Below are 22,370 nucleotides of genomic sequence, written 5' to 3' on the forward strand. Positions count from 1 at the left end.
GGTCACGCCGCTGCGCTGGAGCCGAGATAGGCCTCGCGAACCCTTCGGTCGCGCTGGATGTCGGCGAGCGTGCCCTCGGCGATCTTCTCGCCGAAATTCAGCACCACGACGTGCTCGCACAGGCTGCCGACGAAATGCATGTCGTGCTCGACCACGAGCAGGGTGACGCCCTGCTCCTTCAGCGCGGTGAGATGCTCGCGCAGCGCCACCGTTTCGCTGGGATTGAGCCCGGCCGCCGGTTCGTCGAGCAGCAGCAGGGAAGGCTCGGCGAGCGTCGCCCTGATCAGGTCGACGCGCTTGCGCACGCCGTAGGAGAGCGCGCTCACCGGCTGGTCGGCGTGCTGTTCCAATCCCCATTCGGCGAGGGCAAGCTGAGCCTCCCGCCGCCAGCGGTGATTGGGGACGAGCCGGAACGGCGTGATGAGGTCGGCAAGCCGGCTCGCCGCGACATGCTGGCCGACCATCAGGTTCTCGATCACCGAGAGGTGGCTCATCAGCCGGATGTTCTGGAAGCTGCGCGACAGGCCGAACCGGATGCGCTGGCGCGACGGCACGCCGGTCATGTCCTGCCCGTCGATCGCGATGCGCCCGGCCGAGGCCGGATAGACGCCGCTGATCAGGTTGAACACCGTCGTCTTGCCGGCGCCGTTCGGTCCGATCAGCGCCGTTGCCCGGCCGCGCTGGACGTCGAACGACAGGTCGCGGATGACATGCAGGCCGGCAAAGGATTTCGACAGGCAGGCAATCGCGAGGACGGGCGTTGTCGTCGTCATTGCGCGCCTCCGAGCCGGCGCAGGCGCTGCATCAGGGCGGTGGTGACGAGGCCCTGCGGCCGCGCCGCCATGATCAGGATGATCAGCGCCGCGAAGGCCGCATAGCGCCATTGCGAGGAGGTGCGCAGCAGCTCCGGCAGCAGCGTGAAGAAGGTGGCGCCGACGAACGGCCCCCAGACCGTCTGGGTGCCGCCGAGCAGCACGTAGAGCGCGGTATAGACGCTGAGCAGCACGCTGAAATGCTGCGCTTCGACGAAGCTGAAATGGTGCGCGTAGAGGCCGCCGCCCGCGCCGGCGATGACGGCGCCGATGGTGAAGGCGGCGACCTGCAGGGCGCGGATATTGAGCCCCATGAGGTCGGCGACCACGACATCGCTCTTGATCGCGGTCAGATAGAGCGCGAAGCGCGTGCGCGAGATCAGCACGACCAGCAGCATGGCGGCCGCCGCCGCGCCGATCACCCAGGGCGCGCCGACATAAGTCGTCACCGGGTAGCCGGCGGCGGCGCCGACCGCCTCGACATTGAGGAAGACGGCGGCGATCAGCTGGCCGAGCGCGAAGGTGGCGAGCGCGAGATAGATGCCGTGGGTGCGCAGCACCGGCACGGCCACGGCGAGCGCGACGGCGCCGGCGGCCAGTCCTCCCAGGGGGATGGCCGCCGCCGGCGACCAGCCATATTCGTTGGTCAGGAAAGCCGCGCCATAGGCGCCGATCGCCATGAAGCCGGCAATGCCGAGATTGAGCTGGCCGGCGGCGAGCGGCAGGTAGACCGCATAGGCCGCGATCAGGTTGAACGCCAGGATGACCAGGATGCCAAGCTGATAACTGGTCATCAGAGCTTCTCGCGTGACGGACCGGCGCCGAGCAGGCCCTGCGGCCGCACGATCAGGATCATCAGGAGCAGGCCGTAGACGGTGATGTTGACGACGTTGGCGCCAAGGAAATGGATGGTGAGAACCTCGGCGAGGCCGATGATCATGCCGCCGAGGATCGCGCCCCAGATGCTGCCCATGCCGCCGATGATCATGGCGGCGACGCCCTTGAAGCCGATCACCTCGCCCATGAAGGGCGAAGCCTGCTGGTAGTTCATCGCGAACAGGATGCCGCCGACCGCGGTGAAGGCCGCCGAGAACACGAACACCTGGGGGATCAGCCGGGACACGTTGACGCCGAGAAGGGTCGCGGTCTCGCGGCTCTCGGCAATGGCGCGCACGCGCCGGCCGGCATTGGTGAACTTCAGGAAGGCCGAGAGGCCGGCGACCAGCGCGACCGCGACGGCGAGGCTGATCAGCTGCGCGCCGCCGATGACCAGGCCACCGGCGCGGATGTTGAAGTCGGGGATCAGCGCCGGGAAGGCCTGCTGGTCCGAACCGAACCGGATCAGAACGAGGTTTTCGAGCAGCACCAGGAAGCCGAGCGAAGAGACCAGCGGAATTTCCGGATCGCCCTCCGCCATCCGGCGATAGGCGAGCCGCTCGACGGCCAGCGCCACGGCCGCTGCGGCGACGAGCGCGGTCGCGACCGCCGCGGTCCAGTGCCAGCCGGCGGCGAGCATGGCCCAGCTGATCATGCCGCCCAGCATGAACAGGCCGGGGATCGAGAAATTGAGGAAGTTGAGGATGCCGATGGCGATGGTGAAAGCCACCGCGACGAGCACGTAGATGCTCCCCAGCATGGATCCGTTGACGATCTGCTGCGCCAGCACGGTTGTGGCCTCCCCCTTGAAATTATCATTCTTAATTAGCTTTAGAAAAAAGCTATCTGAAAATGAAGTCAAGCCGAAAATTTGCGCATCGTGCGCGATTGCCGGACCGCCCCGCCCCCGGCTCTGATGAGCGCGATCAACCGACGCGCTGGATAAATGCGCCGCATGCATCTATGGCCAGGGGCCGGCTTGCAGGAGCTGCGGACATGCGCATCGACTTTCTCGGTCTCGAAGCCTTCGTCGCCATTGCCGAGCGCGGCAGTTTCAACCGTGCCGCCGCCCATCTGAACCTGTCGCAGACGGCGCTGAGCCACCGGATGAAGAAGCTGGAGGACGATCTCGGCGTGCGCCTGCTCACCCGCACCACGCGGCAGGTGACGCTGACGCCGGCCGGGCTCGAGCTGCTGCCGCGGGCGCAGGCGGTCATGGCGGACCTGACGAGCTCCTTCGTCGCCCTGCGCGAACGCGGCCGCGAGCAGCTCGAGCGCATCGCCATCGGCTGCCTGCCGACGATCGCCGTCGCCTATCTGCCGGTCGTGCTCGACGCCTTCCGCAAGGCTCATCCACGCGTCGGCGTCCGCGTCTACGACAATTCTGCGACCGAGATCGCCGAACACGTCCAGGCCGGCCGCGCCGAGTTCGGCCTGACCATCGTCGCCGCCAATCGCTGGGATCTCGAGATCCGGCCGCTGATGAAGGAGCCCTTCGTCCTGGTCTGCCCGGACCGACATCCGCTCGCGCGCAAGGTCACGGTCAACTGGCAGGCGCTGGAAGGCGAGCCGCTGGTGCGCATCGCGCCCCAGACCGGCAACCGCGTGCTGATCGACGATGCGCTCGGCTCGCGCCGCGAAAATCTCGACTGGCGCTACGAGGTTCAGCACGTGGCGACCGCCGTCGGCATGGCGCGCGCCGGCATCGGTCTCACCATCGTGCCGCGCCTCGCGCTCGGCGTCGTCGACACGGCGGGCATCGTCGCCCTGCCCCTGCGCAATCCCGGCGTCACCCGCACGCTCGGCATCGTGTCGAAGCGCGGCATCCCGCCCTCGCCCCCCGCTGCCACGCTGCTCGACCTGATCGTCTCGGCCCTGCGCAGCGCGGGCGCGGCGTCCGATAGCTGAGCTGGATCGAAGAGTAGGCGCAAAACTCTCATTTGATTCATCGGTCCGCTTTCGCTTCTGTGGCCGCAGACCCTGTCCGCGCCGCGCGGCAAGGCCTGAAGCCGCGAGGAAGCCTTGACCAACACCCTGTCGCTCGCGCTGATCGGTTTCGGCGAGGTCGGCCAGACCTTTGCCCGCCAGTGGCTGGCGCGCGGCGACATCGCCGTCGCGGCCTACGACATCCTGTTCGACGATCCCGAACGCGCCGCCGGCCATCGCGCCCTCGCGGCCGGCATCGGCGTGACGCCGGCCGCCTCGCCCGCGGCTGCGGTCGCCGCCGCCGATATCGTCGTCTCGGCGGTGACCGCCTCGGCGGTGCTCGATGTCGCCGCGACCCTGGCGCCGCTCGTGCGCGCCGGCCAGGTGGTCTTCGACGTCAACTCGGCCGCGCCCGCCACCAAGCGGCAGGCGGCGGCGCTGATCGGCGCGGCGCGCGCGGACTATGTCGAGGGCGCGGTGATGGCGCCGGTCGGCCCCTATGGCATCCGCGTGCCGATCCTCGCCGGCGGGCCGCAGGCGGCTCGGATCGCGGCGACGCTCAACGCCGTCGGCATGGACGTCACGGCCGTCGCCGTCGAGCATGGCCGGGCCTCCGCCATGAAGCTCTGCCGCTCGATCATGATCAAGGGCATCGAGGCGCTCATCGTCGAGAGCGCGGCGGCCGCCAGGGCCTTCGATGTCGAGGCGGAGGTCTTTGCCAGCCTGGCCGAGACCTTCCCTTCGATCGACTGGCCGGCGCTCGCCGCGAACATGGCCGAGCGCGTCGGCAAGCACGGCATCCGGCGGGCCGCCGAGATGCGCGAGGCGGCCGACATGGTCGCCGAGATCGGCATCGACCCCGCGCTCTGCCGCGCGGTGGCCGATGCCCAGGAGCGCGGAGCCCAAACACGCAGCGCCGGAGGCGGCCCCTTGGCGGCACGATCGGCGAGCAGACCATGACCCAGCCGGCCCCGACCATCCTTCCGCCCGATCCGCACACGCGCAGGCCGGCGCTCGCGCTGCCGCCGCGCACCTGCGACAGCCATTGCCATATCTTCGGGCCGCACGCCCTCTATCCCTATGCCGAGGGCCGGTCCTATACGCCCCACGACGCGCCGCTCCCGGCCTTCCGCGCCCTGCACGAGGTGCTCGGCGTCGACCGCGCGGTCATCGTCAATGCCACCTGCCACGGCCGCGACAACCGCGTGGTGACCGATGCGATCGCCGCGAGCGGGGGCCGCTATCTCGGCATCGCCAATGTCGACGAGAGCTTCACCGACGGCGAGCTGGAAGACCTGGCGGCCAAGGGCATTCGCGGCTGTCGCTTCACCTTCGTGCGCCGGCTGGGTGCGGCGCCGGACCTTGCCGCCTTCCACCGCATCGTCCAGCGCATCAAGCCGCTCGGCTGGCATGTCGACCTCTATTTCGAGGCGCAGGACGTGCCGGATTTCGTCGGCCTGCTCAGAGGGCTGCCGATCCCCTATGTGATCGACCATATGGGCGGCGTGCGCGCCGGCCCGAGCCATGACGCGGCCGCCTTCGAGGCGCTGGTCGATCTCCTCGCCTCGGACGAGAAGTGCTGGATGAAGGTGACCGGCCCGGAGCGCATCAGCGCCGCCGGGGCTCCCTTCGAGGATGTCGTGCCCTATGCCCGGCGGCTCCTTGCGGCTGCGCCCGACCGCGTGCTCTGGGGCACCGACTGGCCGCATCCGAACGTCACGCGCATGCCCAATGACGGCGACCTCGTCGACGTGGTCGCCCGCTACACCGACGACGCCGCGCTGCGCCAGGCGCTGTTCGTCGACAATCCCGCGCGGCTCTACCGTTTCGCCTGACCATTCCGAGACCCCAGCGCTGCGGCGCGGCCGCGGCCGGAGACGATCCGATGACCCAGCTTCCCTCCCGCCGCCGGATGCTCCAGGGCCTCGCCGCCGTCGGCGCCGGCCTGCCGCTGGCCGCCCCGGCGCTCGCGCAGGCGGGCTTTCCCAACCGGCCGATCCGCATCTTCGTGCCGTTCGCGGCCGGGGGCATCGCCGATATCACCACGCGCATCGTCGGCGAGAAGCTGAGCGGCCTTCTTGGTCAGCAGCTCACCGTGATGAACCAGCCGGGCCCCGGCGGCATGGCCGCCGCGCGCCAGGCTCTCGGCGCCGATGCGGACGGCTATACGCTGGCGCTCCTGACCAACGGCACCGCGGTGAGCGCGGCGCTCTACACCAATCTCCAGTTCGATCCGGTCGGCGACTTCGTGCCGGTCTCGACGCTCGGCCTGTTCGACTTTGTCTTCGTCACCAGCGCCGCTTCGCCGCGCCAGTCGCTTCCCGACATGCTCGCCTATGGCAGGGCCAATCCGGGCAAGCTCAATGTCGGCACCATTCTCTATGGCTCGACCCAGCACCTGTCGGCGGCGCTGTTCCGGTCGGCCACCGGCCTCGATTTCACGCATGTGCCCTATCGCGGCACGCCCGATCTCACCAATGGCGCGATCCGCAACGATGTCGACATCGCCATCGACAGCTTTGCTTCGCTGAGCGGCGGCATCAGCGGCGGCCAGCTGAAGCCGCTCGCGGTCTCCGGCGCCCGGCGGTCGGCTTCGCTGCCCGATGTCCCGACCGTCGCAGAGGCGGGCGTTGCCGGCTACGACGTGACCTCGTGGAACGCCGTCTTCGCGCCCAAGGGCACGCCGGGAGAGATCGTCGCGCTGATCAACCGGCAGCTGCGCACGGCGCTCGACGATGCCGGCGTCAAGGCGCGCTTCCTGGAGCTCGGCATCGAGGCGGCGGCGAGCAGCCCGGAGGAGCTCGGCGCCAAGCTGAAGGGCGATATTGCCAAATGGACCGAGGTGATCGCCAAGGCCGGCCTGCAGCGCCAGTCGTTCCGGTAGCACCCGGCGGTGGCAGGCCGCCGGGGCCTGCCGGAAGACCGGTGCGCCGTCGTGGGGCGGCGCCCATGCGGCGCCCTCAATCCTTCAGCGCCGCGAGACTGTCGACATAGCGCAGCCCCGCCTTGGCCAGCGGCTCGCGCATCTTGTAGAGGTCGAGGCCGAGCTCGCCGGCCGCCAGCCGCCGGCGCTTGTCGGTCTCGTTGGCAAGCCGGGCATCGGCCGCGTCGGCGATCCTCGCGGCATCGGCGAGCGGCACGACCACGACGCCGTCGTCGTCGGCGACGACGACATCGCCGGGGTCGACCAGGGCGCCGGCGCAGACCACGGGAATGTTGACCGAGCCGAGCGTCGCCTTGACCGTGCCCCTGGCCGAGATCGCCCGCGACCAGGCCGGAAAGCCCATCTCCTGCAAGGTCGCGACGTCGCGCACGCCGGCATCGATGACGAGGCCGATGACGCCGCGGGCCTTCAGCGAGGTGGCGAGCAGGTCGCCGAACATGCCGTCGGTCGAATCGGCGGTGAGCCCGACGACCAGCACGTCGCCAGGCCGGCACTGCTCGACGGCGACGTGGATCATCCAGTTGTCGCCGGGCTGGCCGAGTACGGTCACCGCGCTGCCGGCGATCTGCGCGCCCGGCCAGGCCGGCCGGATCGTCGGCTTCATCAGGCCGAGCCGCCCCATCGCCTCGTGCACGGTGGAAACCCCGGCGCGTGCCAGCCGCTCGGCGATGGCGGTCTCGACGCGGGGGATGTTGCGGACGACGACGCCGATCATGCCAGCACCTCCAGCGCTTCCGGGAACAGCCGCTGATAGGCTTCGCCATAGGTCATCGGCTTGCCGGTATTGCGCCCGCCCTGGACGCCGCGGTTGAGCGCGACGCGGGTGTAATAGTCCCACAGATGCTTCTGCGCGGCGAGGATCTCGAAGGCCTTGCGCTTCGTCTCCCAGACCGCATCGATGTTGAGGATGACGTTGGGCTTGTAGTTGCACTGCTCGGGCTGGTGCGGCTCGAACAGGAACACTGGCGGCGCGGCATAGCTGCGCGCCGGGTCGGGCTTGTGGCCGGCCGACTGGGCGACGATGCGGGCCTCCTGGGCGAGATGGGCCGCCACCGGGTGGTCGAAATTGTAGGGGTCCTCCAGCGCGTGGGTCAGCACGAAGGCCGGCTTCACCTCGCGATAGATGTCGATCAGCCGGTCGAGCATGGCCTCCGTCGGCCGCAGCGGATAGTCGCCGGCGTCGAAGAACTCGATCTCGGCGCCGAGCACGGCGGCGGCCGCTTCGGCCTCCGCGCGCCGGCCGGCCTTGACCTCGTCGAGGCTGATGCCGGCCTTCTTCCAGGCCCACTGGCTCTCGCCCCGCTCGCCGTAGCTGAGGCAGGCGATCTTCATCCGATAGCCCTTCCCGGCATGCAGCGCGATCGCGCCGCCGGCACGCCAGACGAAATCGCCGGGATGGGCCGTGACGACGAGCCCGCTCTTCTCAGTGGACATGAAAGCCTCTTGTCTTGGTGGTCGCGCGGTGCGCGACGGTCGGGAGCCGGTCAGGATGCCGGCACGTAGACGGTGCCGTCGAACAGGGCGCGCGCCGTGCGCAGCAGGCCGGCGCGTGTCACGACGGGCGCTGCCGCCGTGCCGCCGACCTCGAGCCGCACGGTGAATTCGCCGGTCGGATGTTCCACCGAGACGAGTTTTGTCGGCCCGTGCGGCAGGCGCGCCGCGGCGGCCGCCGGCGAGCCCGGCAGGACGCAGGCGGTGGCGACCGAGACGGCGGCGAAAACGCCGATCGCGGCATGGCATTCGTGCGGGATGAAGCTGCGGGTCGAGACATGGCCGCCGGCCCGCGGCGGGGCCACCAGGCAGAGCTTCGGCACGTTCTTGTGCGCGGCATTGGCGATGTTCATCAGCGGCGCCGCGGCGAGCCGGATCTCCTCGAGCCGGGCCTTGAGGGCGGTGTCCTCGTTCAGTTGGCCATGCGGCTCGTAGCCGGTGCGTCCGACGGCGGAGGCGGCGAGCACGATGACCGGCATGCCGTTGTCGATGAGCGTCGCCTCGACGCCGGCGACCCTGTCGACCGCGCGGCCGGTCGGCAGCAGTGCTCCGCACACGGAGCCGGCGGCATCGAGAAAGTCGATGGCGATCGGCGCGGCCGTGCCGGGCACGCCGTCGATGCGCGTTCCGCCGGCATAGGTGACCCGGCCGCCGGGCGTCTCGACCAGGAGCTCGGCCAGGGTGCCGGTATTGACGGTGCGCACCTTGACGCGCGTAACCGGGTCGGCCGCCGGCACCAGGCCGCGCTCGATGGCGAAGGGCGCGACGCCGGCGAGGATATTGCCGCAGTTCTGGTTGAGGTCGACGCGGGGCTCGTCGACCAGCACCTGCGCGAACAGGAAGTCGATATCGGCGTCGGGATCGGCGGCGCGCGAGACGATCGCCACCTTGCTGGTCAGGGGATGAGCGCCGCCGAGGCCGTCGATCTGGCGCGCGTCGGGCGAACCCATGACCTTCAGCAGAAGGGCGTCGCGTGCGCCCGCCTCGGCCGGCAGGTCCGAACACAGGAAATAGGCGCCCTTCGAGGTGCCGCCGCGCATCATCATGCATCGAATGGCTGTCTGCATGGCTGTCAGGTTCTCGGCCGCACCGCTGGATCGCGGCTACGATGGTGTGTCTCGATTGATGAGGCAAATGATCTGTTTGCCTCTATCGATGAATTCCATCGCTCAAAGCCGGGGTCGGCGCGGCCGGGCGGCCTCTCTGTCGCAGTGCTGAAACGTGCTGTCGCAGATCTGCGACGGGCCAGCCCGGCCCGGCGTCGGCGGCCTTCCTCCAACGGACTGATATCGTGTTTCTTTTTCCGCGCGGTGGCGATGCGGAGGGCGGCTGGCACGGCGGTTGCTGCCGGACCGGTCGTGGAGTGCGCCAAGACGCTCCCGGTCCAGGAAACAAGTCAAGGAGACACCATGGATATCGGCTATTTCACCATGCCCTCGCATCCGCCGGAGAGGAGCCTGAAGGACGGTCACGACTGGGACCTTCAGGTGCTGCGCTGGTGCGACGAGCTCGGTTTCCAGGAGGGCTGGATCGGCGAGCATCACACCGCGCCCTGGGAGCCCCACCCGGCGCCCGATCTCCTGCTCGCCCAGGCCTTCCTTCAGACCAAGACCATCCGGCTCGGCCCCGGCGGCTTCCTTCTGCCCTACCATCACCCGGCCGAGCTCGCCAACCGCGTCGCCATGCTCGACCACCTGTCCGGCGGACGGCTGAATTTCGGCGTCGCGGCAAGCGGTCTGCCGAGCGACTGGGCGATGTTCCACGTCGACGGCATGTCCGGGCAGAATCGCGACATGACGCGCGAGGCGCTGGAGATCATCCTGCGGCTGTGGACGGAAGAGGCGCCCTTCACCCACCAGGGCAAATACTGGACGGTCTCGAAGCCGGATGTGATGTTCGACTTCCTGAAACCCCATATCAAGCCGGTCCAGGCGCCGCATCCGCCGATCGCGGTGGCTGGCCTCTCCAAGGGGTCGGACACGCTGAAGCTCGCGGGTGAGCGCGGCTTCATCCCGATGAGCCTCAATCTCAACCCGGCCTATGTTGCGAGCCACTGGGAATCGGTGGAGGTCGGCGCGGCGCGCACCGGCCGCACGCCCAGCCGGCGCGACTGGCGCATGGTCCGTGAGGTGTTCGTCGCCGAAACCGACGAGGAGGCCTGGAAGCTTTCGGTCGGCGGCATGATGGGCCGCATGATGGAGGAGTATTTCCTGCAGCTGCTCGCCCATTTCGGCTTCAAGGACTATCTCAAGCATACGCCGGAGACGCCCGACAGCGACGTGACGGTCGACTATTGCGCCCGCCACAACTGGATCGTCGGCTCGCCGGCGACCGTCGCTGAGAAGATCGAGACGATCTACAACCAGGTCGGCGGTTTCGGCACGCTCCTGGTCTTCGGCTTCGACTACAAGGACAAGCCCGAAGCCTGGCACAATTCGCTGCGCCTGTTGGCCGAGGAGGTCATGCCGCGGCTGAAGCATCTGACGCCGGGCCTCGAGCGCGCGGCCTGACCGGCCGGTGGGGTGGCGCCGCCGCTCCACCCCTTCATTTCGATGTCGACCGGCCATGCCGCCGCGCGGGCGTCCGCGCGCGGGGCGCGGCTGGTCGATCGGGTCGCCGAGGATTCGATGGATCGCACACGTCTCTGGAGCCGGGACAGGTCATGATGGAGAGCCACGTCTTCCGCCAGGCGATGCGGCATTGCGCCGGTGCCGTCGCGCTGGTCACAGTCGGGCGCGAGGCCGGCCGGCGCACCGGCCTGACCGTCACCGCGGCCTGTTCGCTGTCGGACGATCCGCCCTCGCTCCTGGTCTGCGTCAACCGCAAGGCCAGCGCCAATCCGCGGATTCGCGACGAACGGTCCTTCGCCGTCAATTTCCTCGGCGAACAGCATCTGGCGCTGGCCCTGACCTTCAGCGGCCAGAAGGGCGTCGACGGCGACGATCGGTTTTCCTTCGGCGATTGGACGAAGCTTACGACCGGTACGCCCGTGCTTCACGATGCGGTCGCGGCCTTCGATTGCGACCTGGGCGAGGTGATCGAAACCAGGACCCATTCCGTATTTGTCGGCAACGTGCGCGCGGTGAGCTGCAGCGCCGAAATGTCGCCCCTGGTCTATCTGCGCAGCGCGTTTCACGGCATCCGGTCCATGCGCGAGGTGTTCTCGCTCGGTGACATGGAGGCACGGAAGCTGAGCTGGGCGGATTTCTCGTAGGCCCCGGGGCGGCGATCGCTCCCGCGGGCCGCAGCAGCGTTGCGAAGGTTCAGGCCCGGCCGCGATGGCGCCGCAGCTTGCGATAGAGCGTCGCCCGGCTGATGCCGAGGGCGCCCGCCGCCTCCGGCACGCTGCCGGCATGGCAGCGCAGCGCCTCGTCGATCGCGGCGCGCTCGGCGGCCGCCAGGCTGGGGGCGCAGGGCTCTGGCGGAAGCGTCGGCAGGTCGAGGTCGTCGGGCGTGATCAGGCCCGCCTCGGCGGTCGCGGCGGCCAGCCGCAGCACGTGCCGCAGCTGCCGGATATTGCCGGGCCAGCCATAGGCCATCAGAGCGGCCTCGGCGGACGGCGACGCCCGGAGGCCGGGCGCTTCCGCCGCGATGAGCGCCGCGATCAGCGCGGCCTTGTCGGCGCGCGCGCGCAGCGGCGGCAGCGTGACCTGCAGGCCGCGCAGGCGATAGTAGAGGTCGGCGCGGAACCGCCCCGCGTGAACCAGCTGCGCCAGGTCCTGATGGGTGGCGCTGACGAGGCGGATATCGACCTTCAGCGGCCGGCCGGCGCCCAGCGGCAGCACCTCCCGGTTCTCCAGGACGCGCAGCAGCCGCGTCTGCAGCGCCAGCGGCATGTCGCCGATCTCGTCGAGGAACAAGGTGCCGCCGTCGGCCTGGGCGATCAGGCCCCTGGCGCCGTCGCGGCGGGCGCCGGTGAAGGCGCCGGGCTCGTAGCCGAACAGCTCGCTGTCGATCAGGCTCTCCGGCAGGGCGGCGCAGTTGAAGGCGACGAAACGCCTGCCGGCGCGGCTGCCGCTGTCGTGCAGGGTGCGCGCGAACAGGTCCTTGCCCGTGCCGGTCTCGCCGGAGAGCAGCACCGGCAGGTCCTCGTCGGCGAGCGCGGTCAGCCGGCGCACCGCCTTGACCAGGCCGGGATCGGCGCCGGCAAGGCGCATCAGCATGTCGCTCCGGACATCGGCCGCCGGCCGGCCCGGCGCCTTCGCCCTGGCGGAACCGGCCGGCGCGGTCGCCGGCGGGCTGACCCGCGCGAGGCCGAGGTCGCGCCCGTCCGGCCGCCGGGCCCGCACCGGGGCCGGCGGCGCCGGCATCAGGTCGAAGCCGCGTTCCATGGTGAGGACATCGTCCAGGGCCGTGCCGGTCGCGATGGCCGCGCCCGTCAGGCCGAGACCGAGCCGCGCGGTCCGGCAGGCGCCGACGATGCGCCGGTCGGCGTCGATCGCGAGGAAGCCGCCATCCGCCTCGCCGCCATGCAGCGAGAGGATGAAGGCGGACGAAAAGCGGGCGCGGAAGATGCGTTCCTGGATACGCCGCGCCGCCTCGACGGTGACCGCCAGGGCGAGATCGTCGGACGGCCGGTCGAAGGCGGTGCTGCACGAGGTGATGTTGAGCGCTCCGGCCAGCGCGCCGTCATGGTCGAAGATCGGCGCGACCTTGCAGCTCATGGTCATCCAGTGCCTGCGGAAATGGTCACCGCGGTGCACCGAGACCGGCCGGCCCTCGGCAAGGCAGGTGCCGATGCCGTTCGTGCCCTCGACATTCTCGGCGAACATCGAGCCGGTATAGAGCTTCCATTGCCGGAACAGCGCCTCGTCGGACGGCGGGATGCGGCTGGCGACCATCACCGCGTTGCTGTCGGCGAGATTGACGCAATAGCCCGCGCCGCGCACCGTGCGGTAGAGCGTTTCGATCTCGGGCATGGCGAGATGGATCAGCTCGTCCATCGGCCCGACGAAATCCTTCAGCTCGCTGCGCGTCAGCGTGCGCGGCGGCCCGCCGCGGCCGGGATCGAGCTTGTAGGTGACGAGGCAGCGCTGCCAGGAGCTTGCGATGCGGGGATCGGCGCCGATCGTGGCCGCCGGCCGGTTCTCGAGGCCGCGCACCACGGACAGGATGCGGTCGGCATGCTGCTGAGGCCCGGCACCGGCCATGAAAGCCCTCTCAATCCGTCGAGACGAAAGGCGTCATGTCCTGCCTGTTGCGCCTCGGCAGGCGACGGTCAGTTTCGCATCGGCAGGCTCAATGTCAATTCGGCCGGGCGCTGCCGTCCCGGGCCTGCTGCGCGAGCATGTCGCGGAAGCGCGGATCGGCAATGGCGATCAGCCGCTCGGCGCGCGCCTCCACCGGCACGTTGCGCAGGTCCGCGACGCCGTGCTCGGTAACGATCACGTCGACGTCGCTGTGGGCGAGCGTCACGCGCGGCGCGCGCGCCACGATGCGGCTCACGGTGCCCCTGCGGGCGGTGGACGGCAGGGCGATGATGGCCCGCCCGCCGCGGGCGGCAAGGCCGCCGCGGGCGAAGTCGACGAGGCCGCCGACGCCGCCGACGGGCAGGCCGTCGGCAAGCTCGGCATTGACCTGGCCGGTCAGGTCGACCTCGATCGCCGAATTGATCGAGACGAACCGGTCCTGGGCGGCCAGCACGCCGATGCCGTGCGTATGGCTCGCCGGCAGCACGGCGACGGCCGCGTTGCGGTGGACATGGGCGTTGAGCCGGGCGGTGCCGCAGACCGTGTTGGTCACCGTCACGCCCGGATCGATGGTCTTGTGGGCATTGGTCACGGCCCCGGCCTCGATGAGGTCGAGCACGCGCTCGGTGATCACGCCGGAATGGATGCCGAGATCGCGGTGGCCGGCAAGGCCCGACAGGATCGCGTCGGGAATCGAGCCGATGCCGATCTGCAGCGTCGCCCGGTCGCCGACGAGGCCGGCGACATGCCGCGCGATGCCCTGCTCGACCGGGCCGAGCGCGCCGGCCGGAACGGCGATCGGCGGCCGCCGGCCGGCAATGACGGCGGTCACCGCAACGTCTCCGGGAAGGCTGGCGCCGGTCGCCTCCGGCATGGCGGCATGGGTCTCGACCAGCACCACGCGGGCGTGGCGGGCCGCCCGCGCGGCATAGTCGTTGGTCAGGCCGAGATTGAATCCGCCCGCGCCCTGGGCCGCCTGCAGCAGCACCACGTCGGCGCGGATCTCGCCGGTGTCGAAGGCGGCCGCCAGGGCGCCGTAATGGCGTGGCAGGACCGCGAGGCGGCCGGCCCGCGCGAGCCGCGCATTGGTGCCGATGGCGCCGTAGCTCGTGAAGCGCAGCTCGGGCGCGCAGTCGGCGGCGAACGTGTCCGACAGCATGGCGCCGAGAAACACATCCATGGCGCCGATGCGCCCGGCCTGGGCCGCCAGCGCCGCGGTCAGCGTCGCCGGCTCGCCGGTGAGCTGGCCGCAGACGATCCGGTCGCCCGGACGGAGGAAGTCGGCAAGGTCGAGGTCATCGGCGGCGATCATGCGCATCGGAGGCGAGGTCCAGGTCCGGCAGGGGGCGAGTGGCGAGCGGCGAGGGGCGAATGGGGCAGGTGATCCTGAAGCGACCGAGCCTTCGGCTTGCCTGCTCGCCTTGGCCGCTCTCCATTCGCCATTCGCAACCTTCAGTACGATTTCGGCAGGCCAAGCACCTTCTCGGCGATGAAGCTCAGCACCAGCTGCGGGCTGATCGGCGCGATGCGCGGGATCAGCGCCTCGCGCAGATAGCGCTCGACGTGGAACTCCCGCGCATAACCGAAGCCGCCATGGGTCATCACGGCCTGCTGGCAGGCATCGAAACCGGCTTCGCCCGCGAGATATTTCGCGGCGTTGGCGCTCGCCCCGCATGGCAGGTCCCGGTCATATTCCCAGGCCGCCCGCAGGGTCATCAGCCAGGCCGCCTCCAGCGCCATCCAGTTCCTGGCGAGCGGATGCTGGATCGCCTGGTTCTGGCCGATCGGCCGGTTGAACACGTTGCGCTCCTTGGCATAGGCGCTCGCGCGCGACAGCGCGAGATGGCCGAGGCCGACGGCCTCCGCCGCGATCAGCACGCGTTCCGGATTCATGCCGTGCAGGATGTAGTCGAAGCCGCGGCCTTCCTCCCCGATGCGGTCCTCGACCGGCACCTCCAGGCCCTCGATGAACAGTTCGTTCGAATCGACCGCCTTGCGGCCCATCTTGTCGATCTCGTGCACCTTGATGCGCGACCGGTCGAAGGGCGTGCAGAACAGCGACAGCCCGAAGGTGGGCTTCGACACCTCCTCGAGCGGCGTCGTGCGGGCCAGCAGCAGCATCCGGTCGGCGACCTGGGCGGTCGAGATCCACACCTTCTGGCCATCGACGACATAGCGGTCGCCCTTGCGCACGGCGCGGGTCTTGAGCTGGGTGGTGTTGAGGCCGGTATTCGGCTCCGTGACGGCGAAGCAGGTCTTCTCGCGGCCCGCGACCATCGGCGGCAGGATCCGGCGTTTCTGCTCCTCCGTGCCGAACACGACCACCGGGTTGAGGCCGAAGACGTTGATATGCACGGCCGAGGCACCGGACATGCCGGCGCCCGATTCGGCGATTGCCCGCATCATCACCGCGGCTTCGGTAATGCCGAGCCCGGAACCACCATAGGCTTCGGGAATGCAGATGCCGAGCCAGCCGTCGGCGGCGAGCGCCGCGAACATTTCGTTCGGAAAGCCGCCATGCTTGTCGAGCTTCAGCCAGTAGTCGTCGCCGAACCGGGCGCAGATGCCGCCGACCGCCTCGCGGATCGCCTCCTGTTCGCGGGAGAGCGCAAAATCCATCCGGTCCACCTCCAGAATGCGGGCTTCGGCGATCGGGCCCGGGCCGGCGTCATGACGGCCGCGAAGCCCGCGATCGGGCCCGCGGCCAGCCGCCGGCGATCCCGCCCCGGCGGGCGGATGATCGCGGTTCAGCCTAGTTCATGGCGGCGCGCTGGCAATTCCCCCGAAGGTGCAGGCCCCGCGCTGCGGACGGCGGCGCGCGGAGCCGCGAAACCTCAGCCCTGGCGGCGCAGGAAGGCGGTGATGCGCACGCTTTCCGGCTGCCAGATGCCAGCGGCGTGGAACGGATCGGCGCGGTGGAAGGTTTCGACCGCGGCCCGGTCGGGTGCCTCGACGAGGAAGAACGAGCCCTTGGCGGTGACGCCGTCGTCCTCGACGAGCGGGCCCGACATGACGATGGCCAGGCCGAACCGGGTCGTATCGGCGAGGAAGGCCTTGTGCGCGTCATAGTGGGCAAGCCGCGTCGGCAGCGCGCCCGGCCTGTCGAGCGCATGGATGGTGAACAGCATGGAGACCTCGGTGAAAGGGCGGACGGCGCCGGCCAGGGCGCCGCCCGCGGGTGATCAGGATCGGCCGGCCGGGACGATGCTCTCCCAGGCCGGGCAGCTCATCTGGTCGGGGGCGACGTCGAGGCTCTGGTAGTTGGACACATCGACCACCCGCGCGGGAAAGACGATCTCGCGCGGCACGGGCAGGCCGCGCAGGTGGCGGATCGCCGCCATGGCGCCGAAGCAGCCGTGCAGGAAGGCGCTGTAGTCACCGCTCGCCAGCATCTTGCCGGCCTTGATCGCGTCGATCGCCTCCTTCGTGCCGTTGATGCCGACCACCAGCGCCTGGCGGCGGGCGGCCTCCAGGGCCTCGATGGCGCCGGTCGCCATGGCGTCGTTGGCGGCGTAGATGCCGTCGATCCTGGGATGTGCCTGGATCAGGTTCTCCATCACCTGCAGGGCGTTCAGCCGCTGGAAGTTCGCCGCCTGGGTGGCGACCACCTTGATGTTGGGGAATTCCTTCAGTGCATCGGTGAAGCCGCGCATCCGCTCGGTGGAGACGAGCGCGCCCTTGACCCCTTCGAGCGCGACGACATTGCCCTGGCCGCCCATCTTCTGGAACAGGTGGCGGGCGGTGGCGAGGCCGAGATCGTAGTCGGCGGCGCCGACGAAGGCGACGAAATTGCCGCGCTCGGCACGGTCGGTCATGTTGACGGTCGGGATGCCCGCCTCGTTCAGCCGCCGGATCGCCGGTGTCAGCGCCTTGAAGTCCACCGGGGTCAGCACGACGGCATTGGGCCGGCGCACCGTCACGTCCTCGATCTGGCTGATCTGCTCGGGAATGCTGTCCGGCCGGGTCGGGATGTAGTGGGTGACCGTGGCGTTCATCTGCCGGGCGGCGTTTTCCGCGCCGAGGCGCACGACCTGGAAGAACGGATTGGTCTGGTTCTTGGTGAAGACGGCGATCCGCTCGCCGTCGGCGCGCGCCGCGCCGGCGAGAGCGAGGCAGGTGGCTGCCGCTGTGATGATCCTGCGCATGGGACGGTTCCTCCTGAAGATTGTCTTTTTGCCGAAGGCGCTGTTGTGGAAGCCGGCGGCGCGCGCCTCAGGTCCGGCGCCGGTTGGTCAGGCTGTCGACCAGCACGGCGAGGATCACGATCACGCCGGCGACGAGGGGCTGCCAGTTGGAATGGACCGACAGCAGGTTCATGCCGTTGATGACGAGGGTGAGGATCAGCGCGCCGATGAAGGTGCCGGTGACCGTGCCGACGCCGCCGAACAGCGAGGTGCCGCCGATCAGCACGGCGGTGATCGCCGGCAGGGTCATGGCCTCGCCGATATCGCCCTCGGCCGAGTTGACGCGGGCGAGGAAGACGAGCGCGGCAAGCCCCGCCATGGCGCCGCTCAGCGTATAGGTGAGGATCTGCCGGGAGCGGACCGGAATGCCCGACAGCCGGGCCGCTTCCGGATTGGCGCCCATGGCATAGACCTCCTGTCCCCAGCGGGTGCGGGCGAGGAACAGCCCGCCGACGGCGAGGAAGACGAACATCAGATAGGCCGGCACGGGAATGCCGAGGAAATGGCCCGAGCCGAGAAAGCGGAAGCGCGGCGGGAAGCCGTGCACGCTTTCCCCTGCCATGACCCGGTACGTGATGCCGAGCAGCACCCAGAGCATGCCGTAGGTGGCGATGAAGGGCGGAATGCGCATCACCGCGACGGCCAGGCCGTTGGCAAGGCCGATCACCGTGCCGGTGGCGAGGCCGACGAGCAGGGTCAGGACGAGCGAGTCGGTCGCCTTGAGGGTCAGCGCCGCCAGGCAGGCGCTGAGGCCGAGATTGGCGCCGACCGACAGGTCGATGCCGCCGCCGATCAGCACCAGCGTCAGGCCCGAGCCGACCAGGAACAGCAGCGCCGCCTGACGCAGCACGTTGAGGATGTTGGTCTCGGTCAGGAAGTTCGGGGTCGCGAGCGCGAGCGCCACGCAGAGCGCCGCGACCGCGGCGAGCCGCAGGGCGATCGCCGGGCCGCCGGCGAGCGTCAGCAGCCGCGGACAGAGGCCGCCGCGCGCGCCGGCCGGACGGGATAGGCCGAGATCGGTCATGGCTTCCTCCTCAGGCCGTCGAGGAACAGGGCGAGCAGCACCATCAGGCCGATGCTGATGACCTGCATCGAGGACGGAAAGCCGAGCAGGTTGAGGCCGTTGCGCAGGATGCCGATGGCCAGCACGCCGAGCAGGGTGCCAAACAGCCAGCCGTCGCCGCGCTCGAACGAGGTGCCGCCGAGCGCCACCGCCGCGAGGGCGTCGAACTCCATGCCGAGCGAGGCGGTGGGGTGGCCGGCGCTCATCCGCGCGGTGAACAGGAAGCCGGCGAGGCCGACCATCAGGCCGCCGAAGGCGTAGACGGCGACGAGGCAGCGGTCGACCCGGCCGCCGGCGAGCGTCCAGGCTTCGCGATTGCCGCCGAGCGCGAAGACCGCGACGCCGAACTGCGTACGGTAGAGCAGGAAATGGGTGGCGAGATAGGCCGCGGCGGCGACCAGGACGGGCGCGGGAATGCCGAGCACACGGCTGCCGAAGAAATCGGGAATGGCGTCGGCGATGTCGACGACGCTCTGCCCGTCGGTCAGCACGACCGCTAGGCCATGGGCGATGCCGAGCGTGCCGAGGGTGCCGACGAAGGGCGGAATGGCGAGCTTGGCGACGAGCAGGCCGTTGAACAGGCCGCCGGCGAGACCGATGGCAAGGCCCGCCAGGATCGCCGCCGGCACCGGATAGCCGGCGGCGGAGACGAGGGCTATGCCCATGCTGGCGAGCGCCATCAGCGCCCCCATCGACAGGTCGAGCCCCTCGGTCAGGATGATCAGCGTCATCGGCAGGGCGATGATCAGGAGGATCGACGACTGCCGCCCGATATTGGCGATGTTGCCGCCGCTGAGGAAACCCGGGGCGAGCAGCGAGAAGGCGGCGACCAGCATCACCAGGATCGCCCAGATGCCCGGCGAGCGCAGCTCCAGGGACCTGCGGACGGAAGGAGCGGCCGCTTCAGCCATGGTGCACCGCCAGTCGCATGACGTTCTCCTGGGTGAGGTTGGCGCGGTCGAGCTCGCCGGCGACGCGCTTGTCGCGCATGACGTAGGCGCGGTCGCAGACGCTGACGATTTCCGGCAGTTCGGAAGAGATCATCAGCACCGCGCGGCCCTGTTTCACCAGGCTGTCGATCAGTGCGAAGATCTCCGCCTTGGCACCGACATCGATGCCGCGCGTCGGCTCGTCGAAGATGAAGAGGTCGGCATCGGCGTTCAGCCACTTGGCGATGACCACCTTCTGCTGGTTGCCGCCGGATAGCGTGCCGACGCGCTGGGCCGGCGACGGGGTGGCGATGCGCAGCCGCTCGATCAGGCCGCCGGCGATCGCATGGGCCCGCGCCGGGGCGAACCAGCCATTGGGAAAGGTTCGCGTGAGGCTTGCCGCCAGGATGTTGTCGCGCACCGAGCGTGCGAGGGCGAGGCCCTGGGTCTTGCGGCTTTCTGGGATGAGGGCAATGCCGTTGTCGCGCGCGGCCGTCGGGGTCCGGCCATAGACCTTGCCCCGGCAGCGGATCTCGCCGGCGGCGATAGGGTCGGCACCGAAAATGACCCGGGCGATCTCGGTCCGCCCCGAGCCGACGAGGCCCGCGAGGCCGACGATCTCGCCGCGCCGGACCTCGATCGACACGTCGCTGAGACCGTTCGCCGCGCTGACCCCGGAAAGGGCAATGACGGTCTCCCCGGGCGCCGTGCAATAGGTCCTGCCATAGCTCGTGTCGACGCTGCGGCCGACCATCATCCGCACGATCTCGTCCGAGGAGGTTTCGGCGCGCAGCCGGCTGCCGATGAACTGGCCGTCGCGCAGCACGGTGATGCGGTCGCCGAGCTCGAACACCTCCGCCATGCGGTGCGAGATATAGGCCATGGCGACGCCCTCGGACTGGAGCGTGCGGATGACCTTGAACAGCTGCTCGGTCTCCCGGTCGGAAAGCGCCGAGGTCGGCTCGTCCAGCACCAGGACGCGCGCGTCCTGCGACAGGGCCTTGGCGATCTCGACCATCTGCTGCTCGGCGACCCGCAGGCGGTGCACCGGCGTGCGGGCGTCGATATCGCTGCCGAGCATGTCGAGATAGCGCTGGGCATCCCCGTAGAGGCGCTTCAGGTCGATCTGGCCGGGCAGCATTCCCTTCGGCTCGCGACCGAGCAGGATGTTCTGCGCGACATCGAGATGGGGCACGAGCGAGAATTCCTGGAAGATCACCGCGATGCCGAGCCGGCGCGCATCCTTCGGGCCGGCCAGGGTCTCGCGCGCGCCCTTGTAGAAGATCTCGCCGGCATCGGCGGCATAGGCGCCGCACAGGATCTTCATCAGTGTCGACTTGCCGGCGCCGTTCTCGCCCATGATCATGTGCACTTCGCCGGCAAAGAGGTCGAGCGACACGCCCTGCAGCGCCTTCACTCCGGGAAATGCCTTCTCGATGTCCTTGAGCGAGACGACGGGGACAGCCAGGTCGACGGGGCTGACATGGGCGTTCATGAAGGTCCTCCGCGGCACGTGTCACCTTTCTGCGGGTGCTCCCGTCACGCGGCGGGGCGCGCCGCCAGCGGCTTCAGGCCGAAATCGTAGTGCAGCAGCTTCCAGGCTCCCGGCGCCGGCGTGCCGTCGGGATAGGTCGGCTCGTCGCGGGCGACGAGATCGGCGACCAGGCTTTCCTTGACGCCGAACACCGCATCGCTGTCGAGCCAGGGATCACCGGCGACGAAGACATGGGTCACCAGCGTCTCGTAGCCCGGCGCCGACACGTGGAAATGGACATGGGCCGGACGCATGGGATGGCGCCTGGTGGCTTCGAGGAGCTGGCCCACGGGTCCGTCGTGCGGGATCGGATAGCTGGACGGCACGATCGACTTGAAGTGGAAGCGGCCGTCGGCATCGGTGATGAAGCGGGCCCTGAGCGAGGGCTCCGTGCCGTCGCCCTTCTGCGAGTCGTAGAAGCCGTCGTCGTCGGAATGCCAGATGTCCACCCGGGCTCCGGCGAGCGGCCGGCCATCGGGCGCGCTGACGCGCGCCTCGACATACATCGGCTCGCCGTCGACGCCCGCGGCGATGTCGGTGCCGTGGGCGGTGACGCGGTGCTCGCCGAGATAGAACGGCCCGAGCACGGTCGTTTCGGTCGCGCCGTCCGGCATGCGGTGATTGATGGCGTCGACCAGCATGGAGACGCCCATCACGTCGGAGAGCAGGATGAACTCCTGCCGCCGGTCATCGCACATCTGGCCGGTGCGGGTGAGGAAGTCGATCGCCTTCACCCATTCGTCCTGGGTGAGCTCGACCTCCTTGACGAAGGCGTGGCTGTGCCGGACCAGGGCCTGGACGATGGTCTTGAGACGCGGGTCCTCGCAGCCGTCAAAGCGCGCGGCGACGGCATCGGTCAGGTTGTCCTCGTTGAAGCTGAGCATGGTCTATTCCCCTGGCGTCCGGCCGGTATCCACAAGGCCGGCCCGTTCCTCGGCGGCCTGGACGGTGGCGATGAAGTCGGCCTCGCTCTTGCCGTCGGCGATCAGCGCGCCATAGATCCGGCGCGTCAGGTCCCCATAGGGCAGGGACAGCCCGGCCCCCGCGGCGGCCTCGAGGATCAGGTCGAGATCCTTTGCCATCTGCCGGCAGGAAAAGGTCGGGGCATAGTCGCGCGCCTTCAGCGGCGGCACCTTGTATTTGACCATGGGCGAGCCGGCGGCGCTGTCGGCCATGGCGTCCAGCATCGCATCCCACGGCACGCCCCCCTTCTCCGCCAGCACCAGCGCATCGGCCATCATGCCGGCGCTCGCGGCGATCATCAGGTTGATGGCGAGCTTGGCGAAGCGTGCCTCTTCGCCGGCGCCGAGATGGACCTGGGCCCGCGTGAAGGCGGCAAGCGCGGGGCGGGCCGCGTCGAAGGCCGCGCGCGGTCCCGAGACGAGGGCGGTCAGCGTCCCGGCCTCGGCAAGCACCGGATTG

Annotated in this window: 22 protein-coding genes; 6 read left to right on the forward strand and 16 right to left on the reverse strand. The window is 69.7% G+C overall.

The annotated features are described in order from the left end of the window. Window positions 1–2: 2 nt before the first annotated feature. The 3 genes from OZ671_RS25885 to OZ671_RS25895 are packed head-to-tail and all read right to left on the reverse strand — an operon-like array spanning window position 3 to window position 2,478. Window positions 3–773 (reverse strand): ABC transporter ATP-binding protein, encoded by a 771-nt coding sequence (locus OZ671_RS25885; protein WP_268863385.1) that lies wholly within the window; start codon window positions 771–773, stop codon window positions 3–5. After that, a complete protein-coding gene (locus tag OZ671_RS25890; protein WP_268863386.1) occupies window positions 770–1,606 on the reverse strand; it encodes a branched-chain amino acid ABC transporter permease in 837 nt (278 codons plus the stop codon). The genes OZ671_RS25885 and OZ671_RS25890 overlap by 4 nt, the downstream gene beginning before the upstream one ends. Further along, complete coding sequence (locus OZ671_RS25895) at window positions 1,606–2,478, reverse strand: branched-chain amino acid ABC transporter permease (RefSeq protein WP_268863387.1); 873 nt, start codon at window positions 2,476–2,478, stop codon at window positions 1,606–1,608. The genes OZ671_RS25890 and OZ671_RS25895 overlap by 1 nt, the downstream gene beginning before the upstream one ends. A gap of 206 nt (window positions 2,479–2,684) precedes the next feature. On the opposite strand from OZ671_RS25895, the gene OZ671_RS25900 reads away from it, so the two are divergent. The 4 genes from OZ671_RS25900 (at window position 2,685) to OZ671_RS25915 (ending at window position 6,498) form a co-directional block, all read left to right on the forward strand. After that, on the forward strand, window positions 2,685–3,596 hold the full coding sequence (locus tag OZ671_RS25900; protein WP_268863388.1) for a LysR family transcriptional regulator: 912 nt from the start codon (window positions 2,685–2,687) through the stop codon (window positions 3,594–3,596). A 114-nt stretch (window positions 3,597–3,710) separates the two neighbouring features. Continuing rightward, window positions 3,711–4,574 carry a DUF1932 domain-containing protein gene (locus OZ671_RS25905; RefSeq protein ID WP_268863389.1) on the forward strand — a complete coding sequence of 288 codons (864 nt, stop codon included), beginning with the start codon at window positions 3,711–3,713 and terminating at the stop codon, window positions 4,572–4,574. After that, entirely contained in the window at window positions 4,571–5,449 is an 879-nt protein-coding gene (locus OZ671_RS25910) for an amidohydrolase family protein (RefSeq protein ID WP_268863390.1), read from the forward strand. The genes OZ671_RS25905 and OZ671_RS25910 overlap by 4 nt, the downstream gene beginning before the upstream one ends. 50 nt (window positions 5,450–5,499) lie before the next feature. Beyond that, window positions 5,500–6,498, forward strand: a complete 999-nt coding sequence (locus tag OZ671_RS25915) for a Bug family tripartite tricarboxylate transporter substrate binding protein (RefSeq protein WP_268863391.1) — start codon at window positions 5,500–5,502, stop codon at window positions 6,496–6,498. 76 nt (window positions 6,499–6,574) lie between these two features. On the opposite strand, the gene OZ671_RS25920 is transcribed toward OZ671_RS25915, so the two are convergent. Genes OZ671_RS25920 through OZ671_RS25930 form a run of 3 tightly spaced genes read right to left on the reverse strand, consistent with a single transcriptional unit; the run spans window position 6,575 to window position 9,116 of the window. Next, on the reverse strand, window positions 6,575–7,273 hold the full coding sequence (locus tag OZ671_RS25920; RefSeq protein WP_268863392.1) for a 4-carboxy-4-hydroxy-2-oxoadipate aldolase/oxaloacetate decarboxylase: 699 nt from the start codon (window positions 7,271–7,273) through the stop codon (window positions 6,575–6,577). Then, complete coding sequence (locus tag OZ671_RS25925; protein ID WP_038302039.1) at window positions 7,270–7,992, reverse strand: PIG-L deacetylase family protein; 723 nt, start codon at window positions 7,990–7,992, stop codon at window positions 7,270–7,272. Before OZ671_RS25925 ends, OZ671_RS25920 begins: the two co-directional genes overlap by 4 nt. A 50-nt stretch (window positions 7,993–8,042) precedes the next feature. Then, window positions 8,043–9,116: a 4-oxalomesaconate tautomerase gene (locus OZ671_RS25930; protein ID WP_268863393.1), complete on the reverse strand. Its 1,074-nt coding sequence runs from the start codon at window positions 9,114–9,116 to the stop codon at window positions 8,043–8,045. 342 nt (window positions 9,117–9,458) lie between these two features. Between OZ671_RS25930 and OZ671_RS25935 the strand changes: the two genes are divergently transcribed. After that, on the forward strand, window positions 9,459–10,559 hold the full coding sequence (locus tag OZ671_RS25935) for an LLM class flavin-dependent oxidoreductase (protein WP_268863394.1): 1,101 nt from the start codon (window positions 9,459–9,461) through the stop codon (window positions 10,557–10,559). 152 nt (window positions 10,560–10,711) lie between these two features. Further along, window positions 10,712–11,263: a flavin reductase family protein gene (locus tag OZ671_RS25940; RefSeq protein WP_038302035.1), complete on the forward strand. Its 552-nt coding sequence runs from the start codon at window positions 10,712–10,714 to the stop codon at window positions 11,261–11,263. A gap of 49 nt (window positions 11,264–11,312) precedes the next feature. Here the strand turns inward: OZ671_RS25940 and OZ671_RS25945 are convergent, their stop codons facing one another. The 10 genes from OZ671_RS25945 to OZ671_RS25990 all read right to left on the reverse strand — a co-directional run. Then, window positions 11,313–13,199, reverse strand: coding sequence for a sigma-54-dependent Fis family transcriptional regulator (locus tag OZ671_RS25945; RefSeq protein ID WP_268863395.1), 1,887 nt, complete (start codon window positions 13,197–13,199; stop codon window positions 11,313–11,315). A gap of 94 nt (window positions 13,200–13,293) precedes the next feature. After that, window positions 13,294–14,556, reverse strand: a complete 1,263-nt coding sequence (locus tag OZ671_RS25950) for an acetyl-CoA hydrolase/transferase family protein (protein WP_268863396.1) — start codon at window positions 14,554–14,556, stop codon at window positions 13,294–13,296. Window positions 14,557–14,690: 134 nt separating this feature from the next. After that, entirely contained in the window at window positions 14,691–15,857 is a 1,167-nt protein-coding gene (locus OZ671_RS25955; RefSeq protein ID WP_268863397.1) for an acyl-CoA dehydrogenase family protein, read from the reverse strand. 215 nt (window positions 15,858–16,072) lie between these two features. Then, window positions 16,073–16,366 (reverse strand): YciI family protein, encoded by a 294-nt coding sequence (locus OZ671_RS25960; RefSeq protein ID WP_268863398.1) that lies wholly within the window; start codon window positions 16,364–16,366, stop codon window positions 16,073–16,075. 54 nt (window positions 16,367–16,420) lie between these two features. Further along, window positions 16,421–17,383, reverse strand: coding sequence for a sugar ABC transporter substrate-binding protein (locus OZ671_RS25965; protein WP_268863399.1), 963 nt, complete (start codon window positions 17,381–17,383; stop codon window positions 16,421–16,423). 67 nt (window positions 17,384–17,450) lie between these two features. Continuing rightward, window positions 17,451–18,446: an ABC transporter permease gene (locus tag OZ671_RS25970; protein WP_268863400.1), complete on the reverse strand. Its 996-nt coding sequence runs from the start codon at window positions 18,444–18,446 to the stop codon at window positions 17,451–17,453. After that, window positions 18,443–19,396 (reverse strand): ABC transporter permease, encoded by a 954-nt coding sequence (locus OZ671_RS25975; RefSeq protein WP_268863401.1) that lies wholly within the window; start codon window positions 19,394–19,396, stop codon window positions 18,443–18,445. Before OZ671_RS25975 ends, OZ671_RS25970 begins: the two co-directional genes overlap by 4 nt. Continuing rightward, entirely contained in the window at window positions 19,389–20,909 is a 1,521-nt protein-coding gene (locus OZ671_RS25980) for a sugar ABC transporter ATP-binding protein (RefSeq protein WP_268863402.1), read from the reverse strand. The genes OZ671_RS25975 and OZ671_RS25980 overlap by 8 nt, the downstream gene beginning before the upstream one ends. Before the next feature lie 44 nt (window positions 20,910–20,953). Then, window positions 20,954–21,832 (reverse strand): intradiol ring-cleavage dioxygenase, encoded by an 879-nt coding sequence (locus OZ671_RS25985; protein WP_268863403.1) that lies wholly within the window; start codon window positions 21,830–21,832, stop codon window positions 20,954–20,956. Between the two features lie 3 nt (window positions 21,833–21,835). Beyond that, window positions 21,836–22,370: NAD(P)-dependent oxidoreductase (locus OZ671_RS25990; RefSeq protein ID WP_268863404.1), on the reverse strand; the 535-nt coding region annotated here is incomplete at its 5' end.

Source organism: Phreatobacter sp. AB_2022a (assembly GCF_026847585.1).
GTDB lineage: Bacteria > Pseudomonadota > Alphaproteobacteria > Rhizobiales > Phreatobacteraceae > Phreatobacter.